The sequence below is a fragment of the Marinobacter sp. G5_S1_61_S3 genome, assembly GCF_054968585.1.
In genome coordinates, this window is the sequence record NZ_JBQKUK010000020.1 from 1 (window position 1) to 12,215 (window position 12,215).

Consider the following 12,215-nt stretch of genomic DNA (forward strand, 5'->3'; position numbering starts at 1 on the left):
CTTGGGGCGGCGTACGGCGTAGTTCAGCGCGCCGGTGCCGTCCGGCGTGGGCATTTCGAAGGATTCCGTGGGCACGTTCTTGATCATGTCCGCAAACACTTTGAAGTTGGCTGCGCCCCGGGGGATGTCGATGTGGCTCGCCAGGGATCTGGGCTTGCCGGTATCCAGGCATTCCGCTTCCAGGAACTCGTCAAACCGTGCGTTGATGCCGTCGGCCACCTTGTGCAGGATGCCCGTGCGTTCCTCCAGCGTCATCTTGCCCCAAGGGCCACCCAGGGCCGATTTCGCGGCCTTGACGGCAGCATCCACCTCCTCCCGGCCGGCTTCGTGAACCTTACTGATCACCTGGCCGTTGGCTGGGTTGACGTTGTCAAAAAGCTTACCGCTGGCCGAACCAATGTACTGTCCGTTGATGTAGTGTTTTATGTCTTTCATTGCTGCTCATTCCCGTGAGGCCAGTGTTGGGTTAGGTCAATACCGTCAAGAACCGTTCGTTCAGTACCCGGTCGTGGTAGAAAATCGCTTTACCGAGATCTTCCGCTTTCCAGGTGATCGGTTTGTGGTCCGGGTAGGTGTAGTCACCACCACAGAACACTTCGTTGCGGTTGCCGGACGGATCGAAGAAATAGATGGTCTTGCCATGGGTCAAGCCATGACGGGTAGGACCGATATCAATGGAAGTATCAGTCATGGAGATCAGGTCCGCGGCCCGCAGGACGTCCTCCCAGGTTTCCAGGAAGAACGACGCATGGTGGAATTTTCCCGGTTCTTCATGGTGAATGAAGGCGATGTCGTGTTCCTTCATAGAGACGGTCAGAAACTGGGCGACGCGGGTACCTTCCGGGTCCAGAACCTGCTCGGCCAAGTGGAAGCCCAATACATTGACAAAAATGTCGTAGGTTGCGGCCAATTCCGGGCCGTAAAACAGGCAGTGATCGAAACGTACCGCTTTCATACCCTCAAGACCGCGTGGCCAGGCTTCTGGATTAACCTCGGTGACCCCCCATTTTCCGGTGTATAACTTGTCGGCATACAGCTCGAAGGCGTGCCCCGAGGGCACACTGAAACGAATCCGGCGACCACAGTCTTTCAGGTCACCCTCGGGAATCTGATCGACATCCACACCAAAGCTCACCAAGTCATTTTCAAGCTGGACCAGCGCCGCCTCATCAACCACCTTGAAGCCCATGAAGTCGCAGCCAGGCTCGTCTGCTTCGCGCAGGACCACGGAGAACTTGTCCACCTCGGACCAGGCCTTCAGATACACCCTCCCCAGGTCATCACGGTCGGTTTCGATCAGACCCATCAGGTCCGTGTAGTGTTTGACGGCTTCATCCATATCGAGAACACGGATCTGGACATGGCCGGGACGCATTACACCTTTTTTCATGACAGTTACCTCAACGCTGTTGTTTTTGTCTGCTTGCTTGTGAGACCGGGCTGCGATGGCGGCCGGCACTCGATGGTCAAATCAGTCAGGGGATACACCCGGCAGGCCAGGACTTCCCTTTTCTCCAAGGCTTCCGGCGGAACATGGACCTTGCTCATCTTTCCGCACTCGAACTCTCCTGCCAGAACCTGGATCTTGCAGTAGCCGCAGCCACCGCCCCGGCAGCCCACGGGCACGCACTTCATGCCCCGTTGTTCCATCGCCTTGAGCACACTCTGGCCGGCCTCGCATTCAAAAGACTTGCCGCTGCACCGCTCGGTTATCCGATAGACCTGAGCCATATCGCACCTCCGGTCAGATCTTCTTAAACAGGGCTGAACGCTGGGTTTCTTCCGCGCCGTCTGCCGCTGTCAGGAACTTTTCCATGAAGATGTCCCGCTCAAACAGCCGGCCCTGCATCAATGCGGTAATCGCCGCATCGATCATCGGCGGTGGTCCGCACAGATAGGCTTTGTGCTCAGCAAAACGACCATCGAAGTGTTCCCTGGCCGCATCGTGCACATAGCCCCGGAAGCCAGACCACTCACCGTCTTCGTCCGCCTGGCTCAACGCCGGCACGTAGGTGAAGTTGTCGTTGTCCCTGGCAAGGGCCTCGAACAGCTCACGGTTGTAGAGCTCGGCACGGTTACGGGCACCCTGGAACAGGGTGATCTGGCGGTCATCGCCCTGCTCCAGCAGGTCGATGATCATGGATTGCGGGCTGGAGAGACCGGAGCCGCCGGCAATGAAAATCAGGTTGCCGGGCTGCGAACTGCGCACGAAAAACTGGCCGTATGGACCTGACAGATGCAGTTGCTCACCCACGTTCAGTTGCTGGTGAATGTAGGTGGTTGCGGCACCGCCCTCGACCAGTCGCACATGAAGCTCTACCTCATCCGCCTTGCTCGGCGGATTGGCCAGGGAGAAGGCCCTCGGGCCATCAACGCCCGGCAGTTCGATATTGATGTACTGGCCGGCCTGGAAGGTCATCGGGCGGTCGAGCTTCAGGCGGATGCCCTTGATGGTCGGAGACAACTCGACGATGTCTGTGACGGTTGCGGTGTAGTCCTCCACCGGATAGCCCTCGAAGTCTTCGTCGACATCGATATCCGCCTCGATGGTGACGTCGCTTTCAACGGTGGCACAGCAGGCCAGCACCTTGCCTTCGTCCCGTTCCACATCCATCAGGGCAAAGGGCGAGGCATCGCCGATTTCAACATCGCCCTCGATGACCTGGACCTTGCAGGTGGCACAGGTGCCGTGGCCGCACGCAAAAGGCAGCCAGACACCCTGGCGCAAAGCGGCGGCCAGGATGGTCTGGCCATCCTCGACCTCAATCTGTTCACCAATGGGTTCGATAGTAACGGTGTGACTCATAGCGCTACCCTCAGAATCCGGCGCCGGCAAGGCCATTAAGGCCCGGCGTGGTTACCGTCAGCATGCTCTTGTGATCAATGCCATTGTCTTTGAGGCTGGCATCAACATCCGGCGTAAACGGTTCATCATTCAGCAGCCACTGCGCCTCCAGGAAGTCAGCGTTCGCTGAATCCGGATGGGATGCCGTAGCCGGTTTCAGGATCTCTTCAACCATGGCTTCGAAGGTCATGTCCGGTTGCACCAGCAGGGCAAACGGAGCACAGAACATCAGATGATTCGGCCAGAGTACATACAGCAACTGCATGCCGTTGAAGTTCTCGACCTTATCCCGTGGTTCAAACTTGTAGTCGTATAAAGCGTTAACACTCATGGTGGTCACCTTGTTGTTTTTGCGGGTAAATCACCCGGCGTCAGATGACACCGGGTAATCTCCGTATCAGGCCGCGTCCTGCTTGGACCCTTCAGCCTTGTCATCAGACGACTTGCCCTTGATGGACAACCAGCGTTTGTGGTCCGGCGAGCCGACATACTCGAAATTGTCCTCGCCAATGTTGATGTGGTAGTACTTCTGAACCACCGTCTCGACGTCGCCACCTTCACAGTTGCCCTGGTAGATCTGGTGTACCGGCAACCACGCCTGAACGTACTTCTCCGGCTCGTGCTTGAAGATGTCGCAGCAGGCTTCCGAGCAGAAGTGGTAACGCTCACCTTCGTAGTTCATCTGGCGGTGGCTGAGCTTGGTGGGCTCGCCCATCTCGGTAAACAGCGTCGGTACCTGGCATACCTGGCACAGTTGCGGCAGGGTGTTGTTGTAGAAGCGGCGGCCTTCAGCATGCTCTTTGGCCCAATGCTCGTAGCGCGGGCGGTAGTACTTGTCGAAAGTCTCCGGATACTTCTCGGACATCCAGTCCATTTCTTCCTTACCGGGAATCCAGGTATGGAAGTTGGTGGCCTGGCTGTACTGGTAGAACGTGCCCCATAGCTGATGGCTGATGTGGTGCTTGGCATCGTTGGCCACATCCTGATATTTGGGCGGGCGGATGCCGTAGCGCTCAAGGTCTTTGAAAAGGGCGCCGCCGTTTTGCTCGTAATACACTTCCCAGGCTTCCGACCAGGACATGACCTTGTTCGGCAGCATGTAGTCCATCATCATGCTGACTAGGCTCAGCAGGCGGAAACCGCGCCAGAACCACTTGTCGATCCAGCGCTGTACGATCGGCACATTGTCCTCATGCTGTTCGAGGATGAACTTGATCACTTCAAGGCCCAGGGTCATGTGCCGTGCTTCGTCGGACTGCGCCGAGAAACCAAAGGTGACGGTGGCCATGTCGCCGTTATAAGCAGCACCGGACATGAACGGAACGAACAAAAGGTTAGTCAGCACATACTCGAACGAGAACGAAATTGCAGTCAGAAACTCGAACGGACCGGCCGAACGGGCATCATCGAAGAACGACTTGGGTACGGACAGAAACCACACCCGGTCGTGCATGTAAGCCGCATCGTGCAGGCCATTAAAATGCTTGTTGTAATGGCTCATCGCATGCTGCTGGGTCTGTGAATGGCGCAGCTCGTCAATGGACTGCATCTGGCACGCTACCCTGGCTCCGGCGCCACTGAACTGGCGCCCCACCTTGGCGTAGCCCTGGAAAGCCGCGTGTTCCAGGGGCGACACACCGGTCAGGAACAGTTTCAGCGCATTCACATAACGGCCGTCCGAAATGTTCTGGTGGCCGTTGTTCTGGGCAAAGGCATCGAAAATGGCGTACAGCTTTTTCTCTTTTTCAGCCTGGTACTTCCAGTAGGCGTCCATGGTCAGACGGAACGGATCTTCCCATTGGGACCAGTCGGTAATCTTGATACCTTCAAAATCCTCGTCCGGAAAAATGTCCTTCTTCTTTTGATAGGTTGGTTCCCAGGCCATGTCCCGGGTCAGGTACTGGTACTTGTCCTTGAGATTCAGCTTCTTGTTTTTAACAGCCATGATAAGTCTCCCAATTAGGTCCACTGAAGAATGAAGTGGTCGTCGTCTTCGTCGACATTGCCGCCGATGCTGATCACGTCGATGAGCATTTCCTGAACATCCCATTCGCGACCGAGCTTCTCTTCCATCGTTTCCCGGTTAATCACCAGTCGCTTCTCGGCCTGGATCCGGATCATTGCCGGCTGGTGCTGAACTTCCGCTTCCGGATTGTCTTCGGCGATGGCTTCCACCAAGTAGCGGGCGTTGTCGTTGTCCTGAAAGGCAATAAATACGAGCTGGCTCATGCGGATACTCCCTGGCTCTGCAGCTGGAATTTCTTGAGACGGGTGGAGAGTTGAGCCCGGGTTTCATCCAGGGCCTCAATGCCGGTGCTGGCCTCGGCCAGGGGCTTGAGTGCGCCGTACACCTGAGGTTCCCACTGATCGATCCAGGCCTGGAGCTGTTCGCGGTTGGCGTCGCTTTCCGCCGCCACAACCTTGATCATGGCGTTGGTCCAGCGCAGGGATTCCTTGTACCAGTCCCGCATGAATTCGGTGAGCATGGAGACATCTTCGGCATCCTGCTCGCCCAGCCACTGGTCCATCCTCTCGTACACCAGTGGAAACAGCAGGCCATCCACCAGCACGTTCTGGACCAGCGTCAACTCGAACCAGTCATCCACCACCAGGGTGTCTTCCACCAGCTTGCGCATTGGCTGCCACAGCTCGTCATCCATCCAGTAGCACTTGGATTCGTCCAGTGCTGCACCGGTACTGCCATCCAGCATCAGGGCAATTCGAGACAGGTACTGGCCAATGCCCAGGCGATCCATGGCGGTATATATGTGCATCTGCGAGACCGTCGTGGCGTTAACATCGCCCGCGATCTTGCTGTTGTTCATGTTGGCACCCAGCTCCACGTGGCGCAGAGGCACCAGCAACCTCAGGATCTGCTTCTGAGTGGCTTCGGGAAGTCGGGTCAGCAGGTTGCGCTTTTCGCAGAACCCGAAACTAGTCTCCGCGGCCTCCTGCATCTTGGCCCTGTTGCCAACGTAGGCGCCGTAGTAGAACTGGCGGGGATCGGTGACGGCGTACCAGTCTTCCATGCGGATCGCCGTGCGTGTGGGATCGTTCAGCGTGTGCTTTGAATCCCACAGCGGACGGTAGTGAAAGTTGGTTTTAGCTTCCAAGTCATAGCTGGCTTCCTGGTAGCGGGACGCCGGCTTGTTGCCGAAGCGACGGGCGATGTGCCCGTATGTCTGGCGGATGGGTTCCACCGAATTGGTTTTGATCTCAATGCTCATATCAACTTACCGTTTGTTGTTTTGAGTGGATGATCGATTTGGCGACGTTCAGCGGTGACCCTTCTCGCCGAAACGCCACTTGACCATGTCCGCATCAATCTCGCGGATCATGTCGGAATCCATGTGAACGACATTGTTGTGCTTGCAGAAGATCTCGAACGCTTCGCGGGGAAGGACAAGCTCAACAAACAGTTCGGGATGTCCGATGGCAAAATCGAACTCTACGAATCTGTCCTTTGGCCCGCTTCGGACCCGGATGTAGCGGGTCAGCTCGTCGAAGCTTTTTGCATGCTCAGTCATCGTTGGCACCCTTGTGTTTGTTATGGGTTGCCATGGCTGGAGCAACGGCTGTGCCAAGCATCGAAACCTACCATCAATAAAAACCCAAGCTTCTGTTTTAAAAGACTTTATATTGAGACGCGGACACTGAAGCAGCGTGAATTATCGGAGGGGAGATCAGGAAGCGAGACGAATTTTTTCACCATTTGATCAACATGAAATCGTGAACTGAGCAAATGCTCAGCTCACTAGCCAACAGCGACTTTGGCCCGAAATTTCATCATTTGATTGATTTTTGCCAAGGTTCGGGTGTTATATAAAATAAGGCGGCGTTCGGCTGCCTTCGCACTGGACGACCTTTCCAGGGTGCGACCCCATACAATTACAAACGGGGCTCCTGAGTATGGCTATTACCTACAAACCACAATTGCAATATGTGGATTTTCAGGATCTTACGGAACAGATCCGGTTCCAGAGCACGGAAGGCAAAATCTGGTTTGGCGAGCAGCGCATGCTACTGATGCAAGTCAGTGCCATGGCCGCCTTTCGGCGCGAAATGGTGAATACCATGGGTATTGAGCGTGCGAAGGGTTTTCTCCTGCGCCTGGGATACCAGTCCGGGCTGAAAGATGCAGAACTGGCCCGGAAGCTTCGCCCGCACTGCAGTGAACTCGACATCTTTCTTGCCGGCCCCCAACTGCATTCGCTAAAGGGCATGGTCAAAGTCGTTCCCATGGAGATCGACATTGATCACGACTCCGGCGACTTCTATGGCGAGCTGGAATGGGTCGATTCGTTTGAAGTGGATATCTGCCAGACAGAACTTGGGCAGATGGATGAACCGGTCTGTTGGTCACTGCTTGGATACGCCTGCGCCTATACCTCCTCGTTTATGGGCCGGGAAATCATCTTTCGCGAGGTCAGCTGCCGTGGCTGTGGTGACGAAAAATGCATGATCGTGGGCAAGCCTGCTGAGGAATGGGAAGACGCCGCCGAATTTGCCCAGTACTTCAAGGCAGACACCATCATGGAAGAACTGTATGACCTCCAGAGTCAGGTCAGTTCTTTACGCAGCAGCCTCGAAAAGCAGGAGGGGCAGTATTACGGCATAGGCCAGTCCGCCTCTTACAACAAGGTTTGCAAGATGATCGACAAGGCCGCTCTGGGTAAAGTGTCGGTCCTATTGCTCGGCGAAACCGGCGTAGGTAAGGAAGTGATTGCCCGCAGCGTTCACCTTCGCAGTGAAAGAGCCGAACAACCCTTTATCGCGGTCAACTGCGCCGCTATTCCCCCGGACCTGATCGAAGCGGAACTGTTTGGCGTGGAAAAAGGTGCCTACACCGGTGCCAACCAGTCCCGACCGGGCCGGTTTGAGCGGGCCAACACCGGCACCATTTTTCTCGACGAGGTGGTTGAGCTCACCCCCCGGGCTCAGGCCACGCTGCTGAGGGTGCTGCAGGAAGGGGAACTGGAGCGCGTGGGTGATAACCGCACACGGGCTGTCGATGTCAGGGTTATTGCGGCCACTAATGAAAGCCTGGAAAAAGCCGTGGAAGAGGGTCGTTTCCGCTCTGATCTGTTTTATCGCCTCAATGTCTTCCCCGTGAAAATTCCGCCGCTCAGGGAACGGCTGGAAGACCTGCCGCTGCTGGCCGAACATTTCCTCAATAAATTCCACTCTGAGTATAACAAGCGCACGCTCGGGCTCTCCGACAAGGCCCTTGAACTCTGCCTGCACTATCATTGGCCGGGAAATATCCGGGAGCTTGAAAACGTTATCGAGCGCGGCGTCATCCTGACTGACAACAATGAGTCCATCAGCCGCGAATCCCTTTTTGCAGGTATTCCCGAGCCGCAACCTAGTCAGCCACAGGGTATTGTCGACAGTCACGGACAACTTGTCGAAAAAACCTCTGAGACCTCCAAAGGCGACTGGGCCAGTCAGATACTGGGCAGTGGTATCGGCCTTGACGATGTCGAGGAAACATTAATGCGGCGTGCCATGGAAGAGGCTAACCAGAATGTTTCCGGCGCGGCTCGTATCCTCGGACTGACCCGTCCCGCTCTCGCCTACCGGCTCAAAAAGTCCGGTATTCTAGCCGAAAGCTGAACAACAACCGGCGCAGTTAGGACAGGGACGTCCACGGTTCGCTTTGCGGTTTGACGATATCAATAAGTACATCACTCATTTCATCATTTGATAAAAAACAATCCTCTTAATTGTCCCACCCAGCTTCCCTCACACTTCTTAAAATACCCATTTTATATATAAATACATATAGTTAGAGCATACAAGTCGTGCATGGCACACGCGTTGCTAAATCACCGTCAGTCGCGTTATCCACAAAAACAAAGACGGTGACATAAAATGCGAAATGCCTCCCTGCGCACATGGCGCACTACCGGCACAGCCGTATCGTTGGCCGGATTGTCTTCGGTTCTGTTAACGGGTTGCGAAGCGCCCCTGGATCTTGGCGCGGTTCGGGATCATTCGGTGCAAGCCGTTAAACGTACCGACTTCTATCAAGCCATTGCTCGCAATGACGAGGTTATCGTGCTGACTGGCAACAATGGTGTTGTGTTGGTCAGCTCAGACAACGGAGAAAGCTGGAAACGGCAGACGCCAACGTCGGAAAGCTTCCTGGCGTTAGATGTTTGCCCGGACAACAGCTTCATTGCGCTGACGTTTGACAACGAAATCTGGCATGGCGACACCAACGGAGACAACTGGACAGCCCACTCCCTGCCCAGCCAGGAACAGATGATGACCGCCGCTTGCGCTCCGGACGGCAACTGGTGGGCAGCAGGTGCCTTCACCACTATTCAGGGCAGCACCGACCAGGGTGAGACCTGGACCGAGACCTCACTCAACGAAGACGCTATCCTCAACAACCTTCAGTTCATCAACGCCGACCATGCTTTCATCACCGGCGAATATGGCCTGGTACTCAAAACCACAGACGGCGGCGAAAACTGGGACTATGCCGGCTACCTTCCAGACGAATTCTACGCCCATTCCAGCTACTTCCGTTCAGACAATGAAGGTTGGGTTGGCGGACTGAACGGTTTCATCTACCACACCACCGACGGCGGAGAGAACTGGGAGAAATCCCCCACCGGCATCAACGCTCCAATTTTCGGTTTCGTTGCCGGCCCTTCAGGGTTATACGCCCTGGCGGATAACGCCACCGTAATGCAGCAGACAGGTCAATCCTGGCAGAAGATCTCTGCGTCCGACCAACCCCTGTATCTGCGTACCGGCCTGATTCTCCCCAACCACCGACTACTCGCCGCTGGTGGCCGTGGCCTGCTGCTGAACCTTGAAACTCCCGTGGCCCACTCGGCCAGCACTGACTGAGGAAATCCGCCATGCCTGGATTGCATCGATTCACCCATCTCCTGCATTCGCTGGAGCTATGGATCTTCAACAACCCGCGCAAGGTATTGAGCGTGATCGCCATCCTCACACTGGCGTTCGCCCTGCGTATCCCCGGGCTGAAAATCTACACCGACTTCGCCGACCTGTTGCCGCAGCAACATTCCTATATCGAACTGCACAACAGCATCAAGGACAGCTTCGGCGGCGCCAATGTCCTTGCGGTGGGCATCGAATTCGAAGACGGCGACATCTTTACCAACGAGAATCTCGCCAAGATCGACCGAATCACCCAGGCCGTCGACAACCTACCAGGGGTGAACCACAACCTTGTGTCCAGCGTGACTCACCGGAATTCCCGCAAGATCTGGCTGACGGAAGTCGGCAGCATCAACTCGGAACCCTACTACGACTCCACCTCCGGCGAGTACTCACGGGAAGCACTGGCTGCCATGAAAGCCGATGTGGCGGCCAACCCACGGGTGTACGGCCCCCTTGTGTCTCCAGATATGAAAATGGCCCTGGTCAAGGCGCAACTGATTGAAGGCAAGCTGGATTACGAAAAGACGTTTGCACAGTTACAACAGCTGCGTGAAGCGGAGGAAAGTGCAGGAGTCAAGATCTACGCCACGGGACAGCCAGTCCTGGTGGGGTGGGCCTACACGTATATGGAACAGATCCTCCAGATATTCATTTTCACCGTAATCACCATGCTGGCCTTGCTCGTTTTCCATTTCCGCAAAGCCTACGGTGTGCTGATCCCCCTTGGTGGCGTTTTGGTCTCCACGATCTGGGGGCTTGGGATCATCAGTCTGCTCGGTTACAACCTGGACCCGCTCGGGCTGGTGATCCCCTTTTTGATTGCAGCCAGGGCGATGAGCCATGGCGTGCAACTTGTTGAACGCTACTACGCGGAAACCCGCGAACTGGGTAGTGGTCCCAAAGCCGCAAAAGCGACCTTTGACAGCCTGTTCCGTCCTGGTTCCTTGGGTGTTGTGTCGGATGCTATTGGCCTGTCGCTCATTGCCATCGGGTCCATTCCGTTGAATACCCATCTGGGCATCTATGCTTCCCTTTGGGCGATTACTGTTGTGTTCACGGTCTTGATTGGCGTGCCACTGCTGTTATCCATTCTGCCCACACCCAAAGATCCAAACCTGCGCGAAACCGCCCTGCGCCATATCGGCGCCAGTTGCTCACGCACGGTTGCTCGGCCGGGTGCGGCAAAAGTGGTGCTGAGTGTCGCGGCACTGGCGATGGTCGCAGGACTATTGGCGGCGTCCAACGTGCAGATTGGCGACTCGGAGCCGGGCTCCCCCATCCTCTATCCCGACCATGACTACAACGTCTCTTCCCGTGTGGTGAATGATCGCTTCCCGGGCTCCGAGGAGCTCTACATCGTGGCGGAAACCGAAGAGAAAGGGGGCCTGAAACGTCCAGAGGTACTGGCGGCCCTTTCTGACCTGCAGTCCCACATGCTGAAGGACCCGGAAGTGGGCGGTAGCAAAGGCCTTCCCGACCTCGTCAAGCAGGTTAACCGCCTGATGCACAACGACGATCCCCGCTGGTACCAGATTCCTCACGATGCCGGCTATGTCGGCGGGCTGATGTTTACTTACATGGCCTCCAGCCCGATTCCCGGGGCCCTTGATGAATTCAACGATACCGACGACCGCATTGCCAATCTGGTGTTCTATTACAAGGACCGCCAGGGCGAAACCATCCGCCGTGCCATTCACATGGCCAAGGAGTGGATCGCGGAGAACGGTGACCGCGTTGAGGGCCTGACCATCAAACTGGCGGGGGGCACCCTTGGTGTTGCTGCCGCAATGAACGAATCAGCCTTTGAAACCAATGTCATTGTTCTGCCATTGGTTTTCCTGCTGATCTTTGCCTTCGTCATGCTGTTCTACACCTCATTGCATGCCGGGCTGATGATGCTGTTGGCGATGATTTTCGCAACCACCCTCACCTACGCCTATATGGGCCTCAATGCGCTCAATATCGACATCAATACCGTGCCGGTGATTGCCGTGGGCATCGGCGTCGGCATCGATTATTCCATCTACATGATGGACCGGATACGGGAAGAAATGGCCCGGCTTGGCAACCTGCGGGACGCCGTCAGACGAGCCATCTCCACCACCGGCATGGCCATCAGTTTCACAGCCCTGACGTTGATGGCGGGCATCGTCATGTGGGTCATCTTCTCAGACCTTAGATTCCAGTCCGATGCGGCATTGCTGCTGTGCGTCATGATCGTGATCAACGGTATCGCAGCCATGCTCCTGGTGCCTTCCTGGGTACTGGTCTTCAAACCCCGCTTTGTTACCAATGTCTACGCCGACGAAGACGGCATTCTCCATGCTGATCGTCACCCAGCAACACCATCTCCATCGTCTGGTCCCTCACGGGAACAGCAGGATGGGTTTGTGCCGGGAGAGCCGTACCGGGTCTGACCCTGGTACCAAACTTCCATAAACCTGAA

General features: G+C 56.0%; 12 protein-coding genes. 3 read left to right on the forward strand and 9 right to left on the reverse strand.

The window, feature by feature from the left end; all coding sequences use genetic code 11:
• The 9 genes from ACTRWH_RS17760 to ACTRWH_RS17800 all read right to left on the reverse strand — a co-directional run.
• Positions 1-435: aldehyde dehydrogenase family protein (locus ACTRWH_RS17760; protein ID WP_462826694.1), on the reverse strand; the 435-nt coding region annotated here is incomplete at its 3' end.
• 31 nt (positions 436-466) lie between these two features.
• Positions 467-1,390 (reverse strand): catechol 2,3-dioxygenase, encoded by a 924-nt coding sequence (locus tag ACTRWH_RS17765; protein WP_379866295.1) that lies wholly within the window; start codon positions 1,388-1,390, stop codon positions 467-469.
• Positions 1,391-1,395: 5 nt separating this feature from the next.
• Complete coding sequence (locus tag ACTRWH_RS17770; RefSeq protein ID WP_379866293.1) at positions 1,396-1,731, reverse strand: 2Fe-2S iron-sulfur cluster-binding protein; 336 nt, start codon at positions 1,729-1,731, stop codon at positions 1,396-1,398.
• 13 nt (positions 1,732-1,744) lie between these two features.
• Complete coding sequence (locus ACTRWH_RS17775; RefSeq protein ID WP_286810081.1) at positions 1,745-2,806, reverse strand: NADH:ubiquinone reductase (Na(+)-transporting) subunit F; 1,062 nt, start codon at positions 2,804-2,806, stop codon at positions 1,745-1,747.
• A gap of 10 nt (positions 2,807-2,816) precedes the next feature.
• The gene (locus tag ACTRWH_RS17780; protein ID WP_379866291.1) at positions 2,817-3,176 is read right to left on the reverse strand and encodes a phenol hydroxylase subunit P4; all 360 of its coding nucleotides are present in this window, start codon (positions 3,174-3,176) and stop codon (positions 2,817-2,819) included.
• A 66-nt stretch (positions 3,177-3,242) separates the two neighbouring features.
• Positions 3,243-4,790 carry an aromatic/alkene/methane monooxygenase hydroxylase/oxygenase subunit alpha gene (locus ACTRWH_RS17785; RefSeq protein ID WP_286810082.1) on the reverse strand — a complete coding sequence of 516 codons (1,548 nt, stop codon included), beginning with the start codon at positions 4,788-4,790 and terminating at the stop codon, positions 3,243-3,245.
• A 14-nt stretch (positions 4,791-4,804) separates the two neighbouring features.
• Positions 4,805-5,074 (reverse strand): MmoB/DmpM family protein, encoded by a 270-nt coding sequence (locus ACTRWH_RS17790; protein ID WP_041333559.1) that lies wholly within the window; start codon positions 5,072-5,074, stop codon positions 4,805-4,807.
• Positions 5,071-6,072, reverse strand: a complete 1,002-nt coding sequence (locus ACTRWH_RS17795; RefSeq protein WP_462826695.1) for an aromatic/alkene monooxygenase hydroxylase subunit beta — start codon at positions 6,070-6,072, stop codon at positions 5,071-5,073. The genes ACTRWH_RS17790 and ACTRWH_RS17795 overlap by 4 nt, the downstream gene beginning before the upstream one ends.
• Before the next feature lie 48 nt (positions 6,073-6,120).
• Entirely contained in the window at positions 6,121-6,372 is a 252-nt protein-coding gene (locus ACTRWH_RS17800) for a phenol hydroxylase subunit (RefSeq protein ID WP_462826696.1), read from the reverse strand.
• A 382-nt stretch (positions 6,373-6,754) separates the two neighbouring features.
• Here ACTRWH_RS17800 and ACTRWH_RS17805 point away from each other — a divergent pair, with 382 nt between their 5' ends.
• The 3 genes from ACTRWH_RS17805 to ACTRWH_RS17815 all read left to right on the forward strand — a co-directional run bounded on the left by ACTRWH_RS17805 (position 6,755) and on the right by ACTRWH_RS17815 (position 12,186).
• Complete coding sequence (locus ACTRWH_RS17805; RefSeq protein WP_462826697.1) at positions 6,755-8,461, forward strand: sigma 54-interacting transcriptional regulator; 1,707 nt, start codon at positions 6,755-6,757, stop codon at positions 8,459-8,461.
• 258 nt (positions 8,462-8,719) lie between these two features.
• Complete coding sequence (locus ACTRWH_RS17810) at positions 8,720-9,709, forward strand: WD40/YVTN/BNR-like repeat-containing protein (protein WP_228210235.1); 990 nt, start codon at positions 8,720-8,722, stop codon at positions 9,707-9,709.
• Between the two features lie 11 nt (positions 9,710-9,720).
• Entirely contained in the window at positions 9,721-12,186 is a 2,466-nt protein-coding gene (locus ACTRWH_RS17815) for an MMPL family transporter (RefSeq protein WP_462826698.1), read from the forward strand.
• Positions 12,187-12,215 lie beyond the last annotated feature (29 nt).

What these genes read in the sequence shown, in the direction of transcription:
- ACTRWH_RS17765 (WP_379866295.1), bottom strand. Translation starts at nt 1,390, where the DNA reads ATGAAAAAAGGTGTAATGCGTCCCGGCCATGTCCAGATCCGTGTTCTC.
- ACTRWH_RS17770 (WP_379866293.1), bottom strand. Translation starts at nt 1,731, where the DNA reads ATGGCTCAGGTCTATCGGATAACCGAGCGGTGCAGCGGCAAGTCTTTT.
- ACTRWH_RS17775 (WP_286810081.1), bottom strand. Translation starts at nt 2,806, where the DNA reads ATGAGTCACACCGTTACTATCGAACCCATTGGTGAACAGATTGAGGTC.
- ACTRWH_RS17780 (WP_379866291.1), bottom strand. Translation starts at nt 3,176, where the DNA reads ATGAGTGTTAACGCTTTATACGACTACAAGTTTGAACCACGGGATAAG.
- ACTRWH_RS17785 (WP_286810082.1), bottom strand. Translation starts at nt 4,790, where the DNA reads ATGGCTGTTAAAAACAAGAAGCTGAATCTCAAGGACAAGTACCAGTAC.
- ACTRWH_RS17790 (WP_041333559.1), bottom strand. Translation starts at nt 5,074, where the DNA reads ATGAGCCAGCTCGTATTTATTGCCTTTCAGGACAACGACAACGCCCGC.
- ACTRWH_RS17795 (WP_462826695.1), bottom strand. Translation starts at nt 6,072, where the DNA reads ATGAGCATTGAGATCAAAACCAATTCGGTGGAACCCATCCGCCAGACA.
- ACTRWH_RS17800 (WP_462826696.1), bottom strand. Translation starts at nt 6,372, where the DNA reads ATGACTGAGCATGCAAAAAGCTTCGACGAGCTGACCCGCTACATCCGG.
- ACTRWH_RS17805 (WP_462826697.1), top strand. Translation starts at nt 6,755, where the DNA reads ATGGCTATTACCTACAAACCACAATTGCAATATGTGGATTTTCAGGAT.
- ACTRWH_RS17810 (WP_228210235.1), top strand. Translation starts at nt 8,720, where the DNA reads ATGCGAAATGCCTCCCTGCGCACATGGCGCACTACCGGCACAGCCGTA.
- ACTRWH_RS17815 (WP_462826698.1), top strand. Translation starts at nt 9,721, where the DNA reads ATGCCTGGATTGCATCGATTCACCCATCTCCTGCATTCGCTGGAGCTA.